This window comes from Campylobacter lanienae NCTC 13004 (assembly GCF_002139935.1).
Lineage (GTDB): Bacteria > Campylobacterota > Campylobacteria > Campylobacterales > Campylobacteraceae > Campylobacter > Campylobacter lanienae.
Window position 1 is genome coordinate 604,997 of the sequence record NZ_CP015578.1, and the last position, 17,703, is coordinate 622,699.

Below are 17,703 nucleotides of genomic sequence, written 5' to 3' on the forward strand. Positions count from 1 at the left end.
TTAATTAAATTTTAGATACAATAAAGCCAAATTTAGTTAAGGACATAGTTTGCAAGATATTATTAACAAGATCGACTCTGCTCTAAATTTAGATGAATTGGAGCAAATTCGGCTTGAGCTATTTGGTAAAAAGGGTAGCATTACGGCTGAATTTAATAGATTAAAAGATGTTGAGCCTGAAAATAAAAAGGCTTATGCCCAAAGTTTAAATATCAAAAGAGACACTCTGACAGCTAAGCTAAATGAGAAAAAACTTAGTTTAGAAAGTGAATATATTAAATCTAAGATGAAGAGTGAAGCTATCGATATATCACTATTTAATGAGCCTTTATCTACTGGCGCTTTACACCCTGTTATGGAGACTATGGATAGGATCATTGAGTATTTTGTAGCACAAAATTTCAGTATTGAAACTGGGCCGCTTATTGAAGATGATTTTCATAATTTCGAAGCTTTAAATTTGCCCAAATACCACCCAGCAAGGGATATGCAAGATACATTTTATTTAAAAGATTTTAGACTACTTAGAACTCACACTAGCCCAGTCCAAGTCCGCACCATGCTAAATCAAAAGCCACCGATCCGTATGATTGCGCCGGGGTCAGTATTTCGTAGGGATTTAGACCTTACTCACACTCCGATGTTTCATCAAGTAGAGGGCTTAGTCGTTGAAGATGGCACTAAGGTTAGCTTTGCGAATTTAAAATATATTTTAGAAGATTTTTTGAGATATATGTTTGGTGATGTTAAGGTTAGATTTCGCCCTAGCTTTTTCCCATTTACAGAGCCTAGTACCGAAGTAGATATTAGCTGTATTTTTTGTAGCGGGTGCGGATGTAGAGTCTGTAAGCAAACAGGTTGGCTAGAAGTCCTTGGTAGTGGCGTTGTAGATCCAAATGTATTTGAGGCTGTAGGGTATAAAAATGTGAGCGGATATGCTTTTGGGCTTGGAGTGGAGCGTTTTGCGATGTTGCTTCATAGAATTCCTGATCTTAGAAGCTTATTTGAAGGGGATATTAGACTATTGGAGCAGTTTAAATGATAATAAGCAAAAAGTGGTTAAATGAGATTATAGATCTTTCAAATTTTAGCACCGAGCAGATCTGTGCTAAGCTAAATTCAATCGGATTAGAAGTAGATAGTGTTGCTAATATCAAAATTCCAGATAATATAGTTGTTGGCTATGTAAAAAGCTGTCTAAAGCATGAAAATAGCGACCATCTACATGTCTGTGAAGTTGATGTAGGAGATAGAGTTTTACAGATAGTTTGTGGTGCGAAAAATGCAAGAGCTGATATATATGTTGCTGTGGCTTTAGTAGGCGCTGTGATGCCAAATGGCTTAGAGATAAAAGAGGCAAAATTACGAGGCGTCCAAAGTAGCGGAATGCTATGCTCATCAACTGAATTAGGCCTACCTAAGATCAATGATGGGATTATGATCTTAGATGATAGCATTGGAGAGCTAGAACTTGGCAAAGCTCTTAATGAATATGATATTTTAAATGATGATATTATAGAGCTTGAGCTAACACCAAATCGTGGAGATTGTCTAAGCATTTATGGTGTTGCTAGGGATCTATCTGCGGCCTTTGATATCACAATGAGAGATGAAAAACCTCTTAGCGAAGATGATAGACAGCTTGGAATCGGTCGTTTGCTTAGCATACATTGCGAAGATAAGATAGATGGAGCCTTTGCTTATAGAGCCATTGGTATCTCACAAGGCTTTAATCAAAGGCTTAAACTTGCTCTTAGAGTTGCGATGATAGGCTCAAACAAAACTACAAATTTAGAGCGAGTATTGGAGTATATCACTCACTATACAGGGGTTATATTTAGAGCTTATGACCATGGCAAATTAGCAAGCAGTAGCGATGAAAAAATCGCTATAAATATCAAAAAATCAGGCAATAAATTATATGAAATTAGCTCTTCTGATAAGATACTTAGTATAGCAGGAATCTCTCAAAGCAGTGAAGCTAGAGTAGATGAAAATACCAAAATTGCGATAATAGAAGCTAGTTATATAGACCCAAATTTAGTATCAGAGTTGCTAGGCGATAACAAAAATATATCAAAAGATGAATTTACCCACAGAACAGCTCGTGGATCAGAGCCAAATTTAAATTATGCTATGAATATCTTATTTAATCTTTTTGCCAAAGATAGCAATATATCGCCATATTCTGGCACCCAACAAGTCCAATTAGATAAAGAGCAGCTAACGATCAGCTTTAGCGCATCTGAGATTAGCTCAATGATCGGAATGCAAATAAGTAGCAGCGATATTGCTAAAATTCTTAAAAAGCTTGGATTTGATATTAATGCCAATGTCGAACAAGAGCAGATATATGCCAAAGTCCCATTATATCGCCATGATATCTTAAATTCGCATGATATTTGCGAAGAGATTGTAAGAATAATCGGGATTGATAATATCCCGTCAAAAGCCTTAGAATATAGTGAAAAAAACCGCACAAATCAAGCATATAATAGATATAAATTATCTCGTGATATTAGACAAAAAGCTGCGAATTTAGGATTTTTTGAAAGTGTGCATTATCTATTTGATAATCCAGCCGAGCTAAAAGAATTAGGCGTGGCTTGCTCATCTGAAGCGTTGCTAAATCCGATAAATAGCGAACTTAGTATCTTAAAGCCAACTCTTATAAATCATCTATTAAACGCAACAAGCTTTAATATCAAAAACTCAAAAAGATCAATTAAGTTATTTGAATTTGGCGATGTTATTAGCAAAGATGGGATTCAAAGAGCTAAATTTGGTTTTGTTTTTAGCGGACTTATAGGCGAGCCAACACTTCTAAATGGGGCTAAACCAGCGACGATTGATTTTATATATTTTGCTAATTTAATCCAAAATATTTTAGGTAAAATTGAGCTAAGAAAATCAAACGATATTGAATTCCTAAGCGAATTTGAACAAGCAAAAGTCTATCAAAATGGTGATTATATCGGCTATATTGGTAGAGTAAATGCTACAATAGAACAAAGCAGAGATCTATTTAAAACCTATGTTTTCGAGATAGATTTTGACAATTTAAAACCTATAAAAAAACTAGCAAATCCATACTCCAAATTCCAAAACTTAAGTAGAGATTTAAGCATCATAATGCCAAAAGATATGCCTTATATCCGCATTAAAGAGACAATTGAGAAGTTAGATATTAAGAGCTTAAAAGAGTTTTTACCAGTTGATATCTATAGTGATGAGAGCTTAGGCAATAGCGTGAGTTTGAGTATTAAATTTACATTTCAAGATGATAGCAAAACACTTGAAGATGAAGAGATTGTAGCTATTATGGATAGTATTTTAAGAGCATTAAAAGAGAATTTGGGTATTGGATTAAGATGAGAGTAGAGCCTTTAAAATCAAAATTTGATGTAGAGTTTGACCTAGTATCAACAGATAAATCCATTAGTCATAGGTGTGCGATATTTTCGCTTTTGAGTGATGGAGTGAGTGTAATTAGCGATTATCTTGAGGCTGAAGATACTTTAAATTCATTAGAAATTGCTAAAAAACTTGGCGCCAAAATCGAAAAAATTGATAATAAATACTATATCACTCCACCAACCAAAATTAGCTCGGCTAAATCAGTTTTAGAGTGCGGCAACTCTGGAACTGCGATGAGAATATATATGGGGCTTTTAGCTGGTTGTGATGGATTTTATGTATTAAGTGGCGATGAGTATCTAAATGAACGCCCAATGAGGCGAATCGCTGAACCACTTATGAAAGTTGGTGCTACTATCGATGGTAGAGATAGTGCTAATAAAGCACCGATCGCTATTAGAGGTAGAAGCTTAGACTATTTTAGCTACGATTCTAAGATATCTTCAGCACAGGTCAAAAGCGCCTTAATCTTAGCTGGACTTTGTGCGAAGGGTTGCGAATTTAGCGAACCAGAATTGAGCCGAGATCATAGTGAAAGAATGCTAAAAGGAATGGGCGCTGATATCAGCTATAAAAATGGTAAAATCATAGTCCAACCGCTAAATTCAAAAAAGCTAAAACCACTTATAATGAGTGTGCCAAATGACCCTAGCTCGTGCTTTTTTTATGCTGTAGCAGCAGCTATAACGCCTGGTGCTAGGGTGAAATTTAAAAATATCTTACTTAATAAAACTAGAATTGAAGCCTATAAACTGTTAGAAAAAATGGGAGCGAAAATCAACTATACTCTTACTAGCTCCCAGTATGAAGATATCGGTGATATTGAGATTATCGGTGATGAATTAAATGCTATTATCGTGGATAAAAATATCTCATGGCTCATTGATGAAGCCCCAGCTCTTGCTATCGCTTTTGCTTGTGCTAAGGGAAAAAGTGAGCTTAGAAACGCAGCTGAGCTTAGAGTAAAAGAGTGCGATAGAATTAGCGTAACTATCAACGCCCTAAAAGCTTGCGGGATAGAGGCCGGAGAGTATGAAGATGGATTTTGGATTGTCGGTACTAAGCCAAATAGGGCATTAGTCGATAGCCACGGAGATCATAGGATCGCTATGAGTTTTGCGGTGCTTGGGCTAAAATGTGGTATGGATATATCAAAGAGCGAATTTATCGCTACATCTTTTCCTAAATTTAGCTATTTCTTACGAATGTTGGGGGCTAGAGTTGAAGATTGAACTTGCTAAAAATTATGGATTTTGCTTTGGTGTTAAAAGGGCGATTAAGATTGCTGAAAATTCAGCTGGATCACAAGAATCCACATCTGCTACAATAGGTGAGCTTATCCATAATAGCTTAGAGATTAATAGATTAAAGGATAATTTCAGGGTTAAAACCTTAAAAAATATAAGCGAATTAACAGATGAAAAAAGAGCAATTATCCGCACTCACGGTATCACAAAAGGGGATTTAGAAAAGCTCAAAACTACAGGGATTGAGATAGTAGATGCGACCTGTCCTTTTGTCACTAAACCTCAAAATATCGTTGAAAAGATGAGTAATGAAGGCTATGAAATAGTGATTTTTGGGGATATTAACCATCCTGAGGTTAGAGGCGTTATGAGCTACTCAAGCAAACCTGTTCATGTAGTCTTATCAATTGATGAGCTAAAAAATACAAAACTACCACAAAAAGTAGCCGTCATCTCTCAAACAACCAAAAAAATTGAAGAATTTATCTCAATTGTCACCTATCTAATGCAAAGGGTAAAAGAAGTTAGAGTCTTTAACACTATATGTAACGCAACATTAGAAAATCAAGAAGCCGTAAGAGAGCTAGCCTCTAAAGCCGATGTAATGGTAATCGTAGGCGGCAAAAACTCATCAAATACCAAGCAACTATATCTAATAGCTAAAAATTTATGTAGTGATAGCTATTTGATTGAGAGTGAAAGTGAGTTAAATTCAGCTTGGTTTAAGGATAAAAAGCATTGTGGGGTAAGTGCTGGGGCTAGCACACCTGAGTGGGTTATCCAAAATGTTATAAAAGAGCTTGAAAAGATAGATAAAATTTCTAATAGTTAATATAATATAAAGCTAAAAAAAGGTAAAATTGAGCACTTAAATGCTGTAAAGCAGAAAGAAAATCTATAGATAAAAAGGATCAAGATGGCTGAGGCGAATAAATTCGTTAATAATGAAATTGACAAAATCGACCTAGATGAAGATTTTGCTACTATGTTTGAAGAGTCTTTAAAGAGTGAAGAAGCTACAGTATGCGATGGTGTAATCGTAAATATCAAAGATGATGAAGTATATGTAGATATACGCAAAAAATCCGAAGGCGTTATGAACATATCTGAAATTACCGATGAAAGTGGTAAGCTACTATTTAATATTGGTGATACTATTAAAGTAGCAGTAACTGGCTCTAGAAATGGTAGGCCTAGTGTATCGCATAAAAAAGCTCTTAGAAAAGAGAAGGTAAAAGCGTTCATAGATAACTTCAATGAAGAAGCTGAAAATATATTTGATGTAAAGATTATATCAAAAAATAAAGGTGGTTTTGTCGCTGTTAATGATGAGGGTATAGAGTTTTTTATGCCTAGATCTCAAAGTGGCTTTAAAGATCCAAATCAAGCTATAAACAAAAATTTCAAAGTAAAAGTAATCAAAATTGACAAAGATAATCAAAGTATCATTGTATCACGCAAAAAACTAGTCGATGAAGATAGAAAAAAACGCAAAGAGATAGTATCAACAATCTTAGAAAATAAAGATGTAATTGAAGGCACTATCAAAAAAATCACTACATATGGTATGTTTGTAGATGTAGGTGGCATAGATGGCTTAGTCCATTATAGTGAAATCAGCTATAAAGGTCCAGTAAATCCAAATACTCTATATAAAGAGGGTGATAAAGTAGATGTCAAAATCATAAAGTATGATAATGATAAAAAACATCTATCTCTATCGATAAAAGCTGCTACCCCAGATCCATGGGATGAGATTAAAGATGGATTAGAAGTAGGTGATACTATCAAAGTAACTGTAAGCAATATCGAGCCTTATGGTGCTTTTGTTGATTTGGGTAATGATATTGAGGGATTTTTGCATATTAGCGAGATATCTTGGGATAAAAACATTAAAAACCCAAAAGATTTTATCAAAGAAAATGAAGAGCTAGATGTAGAAGTTATAGAGATAAATCCTGCTAATCGTCGTTTAAGAGTGAGTCTGAAAAACCTTTTACCTAAACCTTTTGATGAATTTAGCTCTAAATTTAAAGAGGGCGATATAGTAAAAGGCGTGATAACTACACTTACTAACTTCGGTGCTTTTGTAAGAGTTGGTGGATTAGAAGGTTTGTTACACAATGAAGACTCATCTTGGGATAGAAATGATAAGTGTAAAGATATATTTAAAGCTGGTGATGAAGTAGAAGTTAAAATTATCAAAATAGATCCAAAAGAGCAGAAAATATCTCTAAGCCAAAAAGATCTTAAAGCTAGCCCAGCTATGGAGTATGCAAAGTCTCACTCTGTTGGCGATATCGTTAGCGGAACTATAAGAGATATTAAGGATTTTGGCATATTTGTAAGCTTAGATGGCAATGTAGATGCCCTAATCCGTAAAGAAGATATCGGCTCTGTGGATATAGATTCTTTAAAAATCGGGGATAAAATCGAGGCTGCTATAGCTTTTATAGATGAGAAAAAAAATAGAATTCGCCTAAGTGTAAAAAGATTAGCCAAACAAAAAGAGCGTGAAGTTTTGAGTGAGATCAATGATGATGATAAAATGACGCTTGGCGATATCATTAAAGAGCAATTAGCATAATTAAGCTATGAAGATTAACAGCCTTTATCTGATTTTAGCTGTTATATTTGTAGTTGTTTTTGGTGGATTGATAGCTATTTTTGCTTATGCAAATTCCGGGCTATCTTCACCTTTTGTATCTACTACAAGTAGTAATATAAATTTAGAATATAACTATCAAAAATCAGGTAATTGGCTTGAAAAGATTGCGGAGTTTAAAAATAACGATTCTGTTTTACCTACAAATTTAATGATAATTAAGATAGATGATAAGATGGCTAAAGAAGCCAAAGCCACTAAGCAATATATCTTGGTTATCAATAGATGTGATTTTTATTCTATGTTTTGTATAAATAGAGTTTTTAAAGATTTTAATCTAAATTTCACAATTGTAAAAGATGGTGATATGGCTAATATTTATATACAAACAGATGATAAAGATATGGTTTTAAATGCAGTTAATGGACTCAAAAAATACAATATTCATACAACTTTAAAGGAAATTAACCTATGAAAACAGTTATAGTATGCGATGCTATTCATCCAGTTGGTTTTGAAATTTTAAATGCTCAAAAAGATATCAAAGTTATAGATGCTGTAGATACACCAAAAGATAAGCTTTTAGATATTTTAGGCGAAGCTGATGTGGCGATTACTCGTAGCTCTACTGATTGTGGTGAGAAATTTATAAATGCAGCTACAAAATTAAAAGCCTTAGTTCGTGCTGGTGTAGGTGTGGATAATGTGGATATAGATGGCTTTTCTAAAAAGGGAATTATAGTTATGAATGTGCCAACAGCCAATACAATCGCAGCTGTTGAGATGACTATGTGCCATCTATTAAATAGTGCTAGAAATTATATTAATTCTGTAAATGACTTACAACAAAATCGTGTTTGGAAGCGTGAAAAATGGTATGGAAATGAGCTTTATGGCAAGACTTTAGGTGTTATAGGCTTCGGAAATATCGGCTCAAGAGTAGCATATAGAAGTTTAGCTTTTGGTATGAAAGTTATAGCATATGATCCATATATAGACCCAAGTAAAGCTACAGATATGGGCGCTACATATACTACAAATTTTGATGATATTTTAGGCTGTGATTTTATCACGATTCACACACCTAAAAATAAAGAGACAACCAATATGATCGATGAAGAACAGATTGCTAAAATGAAAGATGGCGTTAGGCTTATCAATTGTGCTCGTGGTGGATTATATAATGAAGATGCGCTTTATAAGAATTTACAAAATGGCAAGATTGCTTATGCTGGGATTGATGTCTTTGTCAAAGAACCAGGCAACGATCATAAATTATTAGATCTCAATAATGTAAGTGCTACTCCGCATCTAGGTGCCAATACTTATGAATCACAAAAAAATATCGCCATAGATGCTGCTGAACAAGCTATTAGCGCTGCAAGGGGAATTTGTTATCCAAATGCTCTGAATTTACCTGTGAAAGTAGAGGATTTACCGCCATTTGTAGCGCCTTATACAGAGCTTTTACCTAAGATGGCGTATTTTGCTTCTCAACTTAGCGGTAAAAAGCAGATTAAAGCTATTAGATTAGAGCTTGAAGGCGAAGTATCAGATTACGCTGAAGCTATGCTATCTTTTGGCATTGTGGGTGCTTTAAAAGATGTTTTAGGTGATACTATAAATTACGAAAATGCTACATTAAAGGCAGCTGAAAAAGGGATTGAAGTATCTACAACTATAGTCCCAGCAAGCGGGTATAAAAGCAAATTAACAATCAAACTAATCACAGATGAGGACTCTGTAAGCGTTGGCGGAACGGTCTTTAGTGAGACAGAGCAGAGAATTGTAAGCGTAAATGGATTTAAAACAGATTTTAAACCAAAAGGCAGAATGATAGTATTTAAAAATCGTGATATACCAGGCGTTATAAGTGATATTAGCGGAATTTTAGCTAAATCTAAGATTAATATTGCTGATTTTAGATTAGGCAGGGATAATGATGGTTTTGCTTTGGCTGTTATATTAGTTGATGAAGATATCAAAAAAGATATTTTAGATCAGTTAAATGCACTTGATGCGTGTGTTTGGGCTAGATACGCAGTATTAATTTAAAAGGAGAAAATATGGCTACATACTCTATGGGCGATTTAAAAAAGGGCTTAAAAATTGAAATTGATGGTAAGCCTTATAAGATTGTTGAGTATCAACATGTCAAACCAGGTAAGGGTGCGGCATTTGTTCGTGTAAAGATCAAATCATTTCTTGATGGTAAAGTATTAGAAAAGACTTTCCACGCTGGTGATAAATGTGAAGCTCCAAATCTAGTAGAAAAAGAGATGCAATATCTCTATGATGATGGTGAATATTCTCAATTTATGGATGTTGAATCATATGAGCAAGTGGCTATCGCTGATGATGATGTTGGTGAAGCTAAAAAGTGGATGATAGATGGTATGATGGTTCAAATTCTATTCCATAATGGCAAAGCAATTGGCGTAGAAGTACCACAAGTAGTGGAGTTAAAAATAGTTGAAACTCAACCAAATTTCAAAGGTGATACTCAAGGTAGCAATAAAAAACCAGCAACCTTAGAGAGTGGTGCTGTGGTACAGATACCATTTCATGTGCTTGAGGGCGAAGTTATCCGTGTCGATACTGTCCGTGGCGAGTATATCGAAAGAGCAAATAAATAGCCACTCTTCTCCTTGTAAATTTATCTTACAAGGAGTTTATTATAATTATTACATAATCTCTGCTTGATTTCGGGGTGATTTATGAAAAGATTAATTTATGCTATTTTATTGATTATTTTAGCTTTTGGTGTTTATAATTTGGTTGATAATAGGCTTAAGATAGCCAAATATGATTTTGATGCTAATAGTACGCTTGGAAATGTCAATATAACAAGCTTTAAAGATGAGTATAAAATATTATATTTTGGATATACATTTTGTCCTGATATCTGCCCATCGACTCTTACTATTTTATCATCTGTGATCGATGAAATGAAGCTTAATAATGATATTAAAATACTATTTGTTACGCTTGATTTACAAAGAGATAGCGAGAAAGAGTGCGATGAGTTTGCTAAGTATTTTTACTCAAATTCAGTATGCTTAAAGATGAAAGAAGATGAGTTAAAAAAAGTTGTAAAAAACTACAACGCCAAATACGCAATTGTAAATTTACAAAATTCAGCGATGGATTATAGCGTAGCTCATAGCTCTTCAATCTATCTATTTGATAAAAGTGGGAAATTTTATAAAGAGATTTCAAATTTAACCAAAGATGAGATCAAAAAAGAGATATCGCAATTAATAGGTAGTTAAAAGTTAATTTTAACAAATCTATTTGTTTTATCAAATCTAAAAGTTAATAGATTTTGTAAAATTCCAAATAGACACATAAAGGTGATAAAACTACTTCCGCCATAGCTATAAAATGGTAGCGGAATCCCAACAACAGGCGCAAAACCTATAGTCATAAAGATATTGATACTCACATATATAAAGACCAAAAACGCCACAGCGCTAACGGCTACTTTGATAAAATATTCATCTTTAAGCTTATAATTTAAGCTTAAAAGGTGAATTATCAAAAATCCATATAACATTATAAGCCCAGCACCACCGATAAATCCATATCTCTCAACCGTATAAGCAAAGATAAAATCACTAGTGGCGATTGGTAGGAATTTAAATTTAGTTTGCGTGGCCTCATCGATGCTTTTGCCAGTGATACCGCCATTTCCGATTGCGATAATGCTTTGTTTGACTTGATAGCTAGGCTTTTCGCTTATGAAATCGGCTATTCTTTTCTTTTGATAATCGTGTAAATTTTCGTATAAAATAGGTGAGCAAATTCCAATTAATAAAGCAATACTAATCCAAATTTTGCGATTTACTCCGATTATAAATAGCACTCCATAGCCAGTAATTAATAGCATAAGTGCCGTGCCTAGATCTGGCTCTTTTAAGATTAAAAAAAATGGTAAAAGGATATAAAAGCTAATTTTTAAAAATTGTTTAAAGTTATATCCATTTTCATCGGGGGGAGTTTTTTTGATGATATAAGCTAGCATCAAGACAAAAGCAGGCTTCATAATCTCGCTAGGTTGGATGGTGAAATTTATAAATGGTATTTCGATCCACCTTTGCGCCCCAAGCTTGCTAACACCGACAAATTCGACACTCAAAAGCAAAATTATATTAATCCAATATATACTAGGAATCAACCATTCAAGCTTACGAATCGGTAACAAAAAAAATAGCATAAACGCCCCAAAGCCAATTATAAAATAGGCTATCATCTTAGCTGAGAGCATATCGCTAGCTTCGTTTATTAGGCTATATGAGAGAAATATAATCGGAAGTATAAGTGCTGGCTGAACATAATCAAAATGTGTTAAAATTCTCTTATCTAGTAGTATCAAAATTCAAACCTAAGCAAAAATTGGGTAAAATTCTAGCTAAAAAAGGGTTAAGATTGACTGAATTTATCTCTTCTAAGAGCGTTAGATTGGACCAAGAGTTGGCGTCTAAGCTTAATATCGCAAGAAATCAAGTAATAAATTTAATCAAAAATGGCAATGTAAGTGTAAATAATAAAATAATAAATAAAGCCGGATTTAATCTAAATTTAGGAGATAAAATCACCATTTCAACGCCACAAATTTCTGAAATTCAAAGTGAATTTAAAGCTGATTTTGATATTGAGATTATATATGAAGATGATGATATTTTGGTGATTAATAAGCCGATTAATCTCACAATCCACCCAGCCCCAAGCGTCAAAGAAGCCACGCTTGTAGAGTGGCTAAAACAAAATGGCTACACCTTATCAAATTTAGCAGGCCAGGAGCGTGCTGGCATTGTCCATCGCTTGGATAAAGGAACTAGCGGAGTGATGGTAGTGGCTAAAAATAACGAATCTCACGCAAATTTAAGCAAGCAATTAAGCACACGAGATATGGGGCGGATCTATTTACTACTTTGCGATTTAGCGCTTAAAGAAAATTGCGTGATAGATAGAGCCATTGGCAGACATCCACAAAATAGATTAAAAAACGCTATAATAAGCAACGCAAAGCCTTCTAAATCAGCATTTGCCAATATCTTAACAAGCCAAAATAAGCTGATTAATTTAGTCGCTGCTAAGCTATTTAGTGGTCGAACTCATCAGATTAGAGTCCATTTGGCGAGTATAAACCGCCATATTTTGGGGGATGATTTATATGGTTTTAAGAGCAATAGTGCTAAAATAGGCAGAATTTTTTTACATGCTTATATTTTGAGATTGATTCACCCTAGAAGTAGCCAAATTATGGAATTTAAAGCCACTTTACCTAGTGAGTTTTATGAACTAATTGGCAAGGAATTTGATAAGGAGATAGTAGATGAGAGCATTAAGGCTGATATTTTGTGTGATATCTTTAATGATATTTCTAACTGGATGTATTACAACTAAGACAACGCAGATTGACCCGAGTCTGCCTACTATTAGTGAATTAAAGACTATTAGCGATATGACAGAGATCGCTTTTGAGTGGCCGTTAATGTCGGATTATAATATTAGTGGATATCAGCTATACCGCTCTAATCCTAATGATAATAATCAATTGAATTTAATCGCTAAATTAAACGATAAATTCGCTACTCACTATGTCGATACCAATCTAGCCCCAGCGACAGAGTATCTATATGAACTTAGAACTTATAATGAACTAGGTAATATCTCAGCTGAAGGCCAAAAAGTTAGCGCTATGACCCAACCTCTCATTGAGTCAGTTACATTTATCCAAGCTCTTTATGGCTTGCCAAATAAGATAAAAGTTTTATGGCGCCCACATCCAGATCTTAGAGTGGCTTCATATATCTTAGAAAAAAGCTCACTATCAAATGATAGTTGGCATGAAGTAGCTCGCATAAATGGTAGATTAAATGTCGAATATATAGATAATGATGTTGAGCCAGGGCAGAATTATAGATATCGAATTTCAGTTAAAACCTATAACGGCATAATATCAGCACCAAGCAAGGTAGTAGATGCACAGACAAAAGCATTGCCAAATATGGTTATAAATTTAAGCGCTAGTGTGAATTTGCCTAAAAAAATTATCCTAACTTGGGAGCCAAATTCAAATGACGATTTTGATCATTACGCTATTTACCGAGCTACAAATGATATATTTCCTATGACAAAGATCGCCACTACGCTAGATACAGCTTATGAAGATTTAATCAATGATAATGGGGTAAATTATTACTATAAAGTTACAGCAGTAGATAAAGATGGCCTAGAAAGCCCACGCCAAAACAACGCAGTAGTAGGCTCTACCTTAGCAACGCCTAAAGAGCCGATATTTAGCTCTGCTAAATTCAATGGCTCATCAGTAGAGCTAAACTGGGATCAAGGTAGTGATTTAAGAGCTATAAAGTATAAAATCACAAAATCAAGTAGTGAAGGTGAGTTTATAATATATGATATAAATTCTCAAAATTACAGCGATTTTGATGTTAGAAAAGGCTTAGAATATACATACAAAATTCAAGCAATAGATGAGTTTGGCCTAGAGTCCAAATATAGCCAAAAAGCCGTAGTGATAACGAAATAATGCCAAATTTCTTAGCTAAAAATTTAAAAGATATTAAGCTTCCTGTATTATTTGATGGAGTGGAGTTTCTTTGGGAGGCTAAAAATGGTGATGAGAAGCTGATCTACACTAAGGCTTTAAATTGCGAGTTTTGCCTTGTTGCTAAGCGTAGTGGTGACAAATTCGTAATCAAATGTGATAAGCTCTCAAGACCAGCTAGGTTAGATGCTATACAAATAGCCTTAGAGGCTTATAAGCAGGTATTTGCCACTGATATTATCAGTCAAGCCACAGCAGTCAAAAAGCCTAAAAATATTAATTCTAGCGAATATATTATAAGTAGCGATGAGTTAATAGATAAAATAGATGGTTATGATAATGTATTTGTAGAGATTGGATTTGGTAGTGGCAGACATCTACTCTATCAAGCTAAATCCAATCCAAAGACGCTAATTATCGGTATAGAAGTCTATAAGCCAGCGTGTATGCAAGTGGATAATCTAGCTAGGCTTAATGGGTTAAAAAATATTTTATTATTAAATTTAGATGCTAGACTTGTGATGAGTCTTCTAAGATCAAATAGCATTGATAGGCTATTTTTACACTTTCCAGTGCCGTGGCAAAAGAGCAAGATGAGAAGAGTAGTGAGCGATCAGTTTGCTATGGAGTGTAAGAGAATTTTAAAAGATGGTGGCAAATTTGAGCTAAGAAGTGATGATAGAGAGTATGCTGATTATACTATTGGCTGCTTTATGGATCTTAAAAAGGCTAGTATTGAGATATATAAAAATAGATTTTTAGAAGTTTCAAGCAAATATGAAGATAGATGGATAAGGCAAAATAAAGATATTTATGATGTAATTTGCTCATTTTATGGTAATAGCGATGAGCTAAGCTTGGAGTGTGAATTTGAGTTTGCTAAGCCAAATTTGGAACATATAAAATCAAATTTCACCAATCAAACAATCAAAAATAGCGATCATTTTATACATTTGGAGCGAATTTATCATCTTTTAGATGGTGGAATTTTATTGCGGGTGGCATTTGGGTCATTTTATAGACCTGAGCATAGATATCTGTTAATTACTAATGATAGTATCTCATATCTATTTAAAAAACCGCTATTAACTATAGAAAATGTCAAAGCTCATAAGAATTTAGAAGGTATGTTAAATGCGTCACATTGTAGAAGCTAGGGATTTAGTCTTAGAGTATGATAGGAGTTTTAAAGTTATAAATGGGGCTAGTTTTAATATAAATGTAAATGATTTTGTCTTTATAACCGGAAAAAGTGGTAGTGGCAAATCCACTTTAATCCGCTCAATGTATGGAGATATGGATATTAGCAGTGGTAGTTTAAATGTCTGTTTGAGTGAATTAAAGGGTATTAATAGAACTTCTTTAGCACTTTTAAGGCAAAGAGTTGGGATAATTTTTCAAGATTTTAGGCTTATAAATGAGTGGAATGTAGAGCGAAATGTGATGTTACCACTTATCATTAAAGGTTATAATCAAAGCGTATGTAAAAAACAGGCTGCAAAGCTATTAAATCATGTAAATTTACTTCATAAATCTGATAAATTCCCATTAGAATTAAGCGGTGGCGAACAGCAAAGAGTAGCGATGGCAAGGGCATTAGCACACAATCCGCAATTGTTATTATGTGATGAGCCAACTGGTAGCTTGGATGACTATTCTAGTGATGTTATCTGGTCACTTCTTCGCTCGGCAAAGGAGGGTTTAGGCACTTGCGTGGTGGTTGTTACACATAAAATTCCTTCAGGTCTAAGGATGGATTATCGCCACTTTGAGTTATCAAATGGAGAGATAAATGAGATCATTTAAGAGCCATATTAGTGTTATTTTTCCGCTTGTGATCTTGCTTTTTGCTATTGAGTTTAGCTTGATGCTTGGTAAGTTTGTGAGTGATTATGAGTTTAAGATGGCTAGCGATTATAATATTATAATTGTATCAGAAATCGAGCTAAATGATAATATGCTAATTCCGATTATACCGACCTTTGCTTCGCTTGCGACTTTGGATGCGAATTTGATTTTAAATCGTCTTAAAAATGATATCTCGGCTAAAAATATCTCTGTATTAAAGAGTATTTTGCCTAAATTTTACTCTCTTAAATTGACTAATTTCCCATCTAAAGATGCTATGGTAAATATTAAAGCAAATTTATCTAAAATCCAAGGCGTAAAGCGAGTTGAAACCTTCTCTAAAACGCATGATCAAGTCTATAATATGCTGATATTATCTAAAAATATAGCCGATTATTTTGCGATTTTAGTTGGGCTTTTGGGGCTTGTTTTGGTATTTAAACAGATGAGAATTTGGCTTTATGAGCATAAAAGAAGAGTTGAGATTATGACGCTTTTTGGTGCGCCGTATTGGCTAAAATCAGCTATGCTTTATAAATTATCAATTATAGATAGTATTATCGCAACGACTCTTGTGGTGATATTTTATGCGATTTTCCCAGCTTTGCCAAGCTTTAAAAGTGCGATTTTTGCCGTTGGATTTGATCAGCCAAATTTAAATTTATTAAGCGATGCTACTATATTATTTGGTGTCTCAATCGGGGTTTCTGTTATAGCTGTTAGTTTGGTTATGCTACTTTCAAGGCGTAGATGATGAGAATTTTACTCCTTTTTACCATATCTATTTATATGCTCTTTTCAGCAGATGTATCAGAGAAGATAAAAGATCAAAAAGATAGCATAAGCTCAGCTAAAAAGCTTGAAAATCAGATCAATAAAAAGCTTGAAGAGTTAGCTAAAGATATAATCGCTGGTAATAAAGCTGTAGAGAGTACCGCTAAGCAAATTGAAGAGCTATCAGAGCAGGTAAAAGCTCTAGAAGATAGCGCTCGCAACGCAAATATAGAGCTTGATAAATTAACTAGCCAAAATGGTGAATTGATTAAGAATCAAAAAGATATGGAGCTTAGGATGATTAAGATTATAAGCGAGGATTTTGCTTATGATTTGGTCGCTCCAAATGATTATAGCGAGAGTCAAGATAGCATAATCGCAACTGAAATTTTATCAAATTTAAATAGAGTGATGAGTAGTGAGTTTAAAAAATTAGCCAAAGATTATGAAGAGACTACAAATTTGATAAAATCGCAATCAGAAAAGATTGAATCTATTAAATTTAATCTTAAAGAATTTCGCCAAAAGCAGACCGCCCTTAAATCCTTACAAAGCAAACAAAAGCGAAATTTAGAGATCTTAAATCAAGATAAAAATATCTATTCTAAGAAATTAGCCGATATCAAAAAACAGCAAGATGAGATGAGAAAAACTCTTGAAAATTTACAAATTCTAGCTGCTAAGCCGCAAGTTCCAGCCAAAAAACAGACCCCGACAAAAGAGCAAAATAGAGCTAAAACTGATGATGTAAGAATGATTGGATCAAGCTATCAAGCAGGTAATGTAAAGCGATATAGTGGTGCTAAAACTATTGCGCCTTTGGATAAATTTAGCGTAAAGCAAAAATTTGGTGATTATGTAGATCCTGTTTATAATATCAAAATTTTTAATGAATCTGTCGTACTTCGCTCTGCCACTACAGATGCTAGGGTGAAAAATGTTTTAGCTGGGACAATTGTATTTGCCAAAGAGACTCCTGTATTAGATAAGGTGGTAATAGTAGAAAATGGTAATGGAATTCACACAATTTATGCTCATTTAGATAAGATTGCTCCTACTATCAAAGTAGGCCAAAAGGTGAAAAAAGGCTATGTTATAGGGCGAGTGAAACAAGATTTGACCTTTGAGGTTACGCAAAAAAACTATCATATAAATCCGCTTGAATTGATTGCTATGAATTGATTGGCTTGAATTTAATATTAATTAATGCGTTTTTTAATTTGTTTTAGATATAATTG

At 34.0% G+C, this 17,703-nt stretch carries 16 protein-coding genes; 15 read left to right on the plus strand and 1 reads right to left on the minus strand.

All coding sequences use genetic code 11. The features are described from left to right. Window positions 1-49 precede the first annotated feature (49 nt). The 9 genes from pheS to CLAN_RS03125 all read left to right on the plus strand — a co-directional run bounded on the left by pheS (window position 50) and on the right by CLAN_RS03125 (window position 10,541). Window positions 50-1,042 (plus strand): phenylalanine--tRNA ligase subunit alpha, encoded by a 993-nt coding sequence (gene pheS, locus CLAN_RS03085; RefSeq protein ID WP_086224758.1) that lies wholly within the window; start codon window positions 50-52, stop codon window positions 1,040-1,042. Then, window positions 1,039-3,375: a phenylalanine--tRNA ligase subunit beta gene (gene pheT, locus CLAN_RS03090; protein WP_100590565.1), complete on the plus strand. Its 2,337-nt coding sequence runs from the start codon at window positions 1,039-1,041 to the stop codon at window positions 3,373-3,375. The genes pheS and pheT overlap by 4 nt, the downstream gene beginning before the upstream one ends. Then, window positions 3,372-4,649 carry a 3-phosphoshikimate 1-carboxyvinyltransferase gene (gene aroA / locus CLAN_RS03095; RefSeq protein ID WP_096029637.1) on the plus strand — a complete coding sequence of 426 codons (1,278 nt, stop codon included), beginning with the start codon at window positions 3,372-3,374 and terminating at the stop codon, window positions 4,647-4,649. The genes pheT and aroA overlap by 4 nt, the downstream gene beginning before the upstream one ends. After that, window positions 4,639-5,496 (plus strand): 4-hydroxy-3-methylbut-2-enyl diphosphate reductase, encoded by an 858-nt coding sequence (locus tag CLAN_RS03100; protein WP_100590566.1) that lies wholly within the window; start codon window positions 4,639-4,641, stop codon window positions 5,494-5,496. Before aroA ends, CLAN_RS03100 begins: the two co-directional genes overlap by 11 nt. 84 nt (window positions 5,497-5,580) lie before the next feature. Further along, the gene (locus CLAN_RS03105) at window positions 5,581-7,251 is read left to right on the plus strand and encodes a 30S ribosomal protein S1 (RefSeq protein WP_096013389.1); all 1,671 of its coding nucleotides are present in this window, start codon (window positions 5,581-5,583) and stop codon (window positions 7,249-7,251) included. A gap of 7 nt (window positions 7,252-7,258) precedes the next feature. Further along, entirely contained in the window at window positions 7,259-7,744 is a 486-nt protein-coding gene (locus tag CLAN_RS03110; RefSeq protein ID WP_096016469.1) for a hypothetical protein, read from the plus strand. Beyond that, on the plus strand, window positions 7,741-9,324 hold the full coding sequence (gene serA / locus CLAN_RS03115; RefSeq protein WP_096014790.1) for a phosphoglycerate dehydrogenase: 1,584 nt from the start codon (window positions 7,741-7,743) through the stop codon (window positions 9,322-9,324). Before CLAN_RS03110 ends, serA begins: the two co-directional genes overlap by 4 nt. Window positions 9,325-9,335: 11 nt before the next feature. Continuing rightward, the gene (gene efp / locus CLAN_RS03120; RefSeq protein ID WP_086224751.1) at window positions 9,336-9,905 is read left to right on the plus strand and encodes an elongation factor P; all 570 of its coding nucleotides are present in this window, start codon (window positions 9,336-9,338) and stop codon (window positions 9,903-9,905) included. Between the two features lie 81 nt (window positions 9,906-9,986). Continuing rightward, window positions 9,987-10,541, plus strand: a complete 555-nt coding sequence (locus CLAN_RS03125; protein WP_100590567.1) for an SCO family protein — start codon at window positions 9,987-9,989, stop codon at window positions 10,539-10,541. Here the strand turns inward: CLAN_RS03125 and CLAN_RS03130 are convergent. After that, on the minus strand, window positions 10,538-11,644 hold the full coding sequence (locus tag CLAN_RS03130; protein WP_096013385.1) for an FtsW/RodA/SpoVE family cell cycle protein: 1,107 nt from the start codon (window positions 11,642-11,644) through the stop codon (window positions 10,538-10,540). The genes CLAN_RS03125 and CLAN_RS03130 overlap by 4 nt on opposite strands. A gap of 53 nt (window positions 11,645-11,697) precedes the next feature. Between CLAN_RS03130 and CLAN_RS03135 the strand changes: the two genes are divergently transcribed. The 6 genes from CLAN_RS03135 to CLAN_RS03160 are packed head-to-tail and all read left to right on the plus strand — an operon-like array spanning window position 11,698 to window position 17,647. Beyond that, window positions 11,698-12,678, plus strand: coding sequence for an RluA family pseudouridine synthase (locus tag CLAN_RS03135; RefSeq protein ID WP_100591044.1), 981 nt, complete (start codon window positions 11,698-11,700; stop codon window positions 12,676-12,678). Next, window positions 12,608-13,825 carry a fibronectin type III domain-containing protein gene (locus tag CLAN_RS03140; protein WP_096016891.1) on the plus strand — a complete coding sequence of 406 codons (1,218 nt, stop codon included), beginning with the start codon at window positions 12,608-12,610 and terminating at the stop codon, window positions 13,823-13,825. The genes CLAN_RS03135 and CLAN_RS03140 overlap by 71 nt, the downstream gene beginning before the upstream one ends. After that, window positions 13,825-15,000: a tRNA (guanosine(46)-N7)-methyltransferase TrmB gene (gene trmB, locus CLAN_RS03145; protein ID WP_100590568.1), complete on the plus strand. Its 1,176-nt coding sequence runs from the start codon at window positions 13,825-13,827 to the stop codon at window positions 14,998-15,000. Before CLAN_RS03140 ends, trmB begins: the two co-directional genes overlap by 1 nt. Next, a complete protein-coding gene (locus tag CLAN_RS03150) occupies window positions 14,978-15,649 on the plus strand; it encodes a cell division ATP-binding protein FtsE (protein WP_096020390.1) in 672 nt (223 codons plus the stop codon). The genes trmB and CLAN_RS03150 overlap by 23 nt, the downstream gene beginning before the upstream one ends. Beyond that, complete coding sequence (locus tag CLAN_RS03155; RefSeq protein WP_167368924.1) at window positions 15,636-16,445, plus strand: cell division protein FtsX; 810 nt, start codon at window positions 15,636-15,638, stop codon at window positions 16,443-16,445. The genes CLAN_RS03150 and CLAN_RS03155 overlap by 14 nt, the downstream gene beginning before the upstream one ends. Then, the gene (locus tag CLAN_RS03160; RefSeq protein WP_232045859.1) at window positions 16,445-17,647 is read left to right on the plus strand and encodes a murein hydrolase activator EnvC family protein; all 1,203 of its coding nucleotides are present in this window, start codon (window positions 16,445-16,447) and stop codon (window positions 17,645-17,647) included. The genes CLAN_RS03155 and CLAN_RS03160 overlap by 1 nt, the downstream gene beginning before the upstream one ends. The last annotated feature ends 56 nt before the right edge of the window (window positions 17,648-17,703 follow it).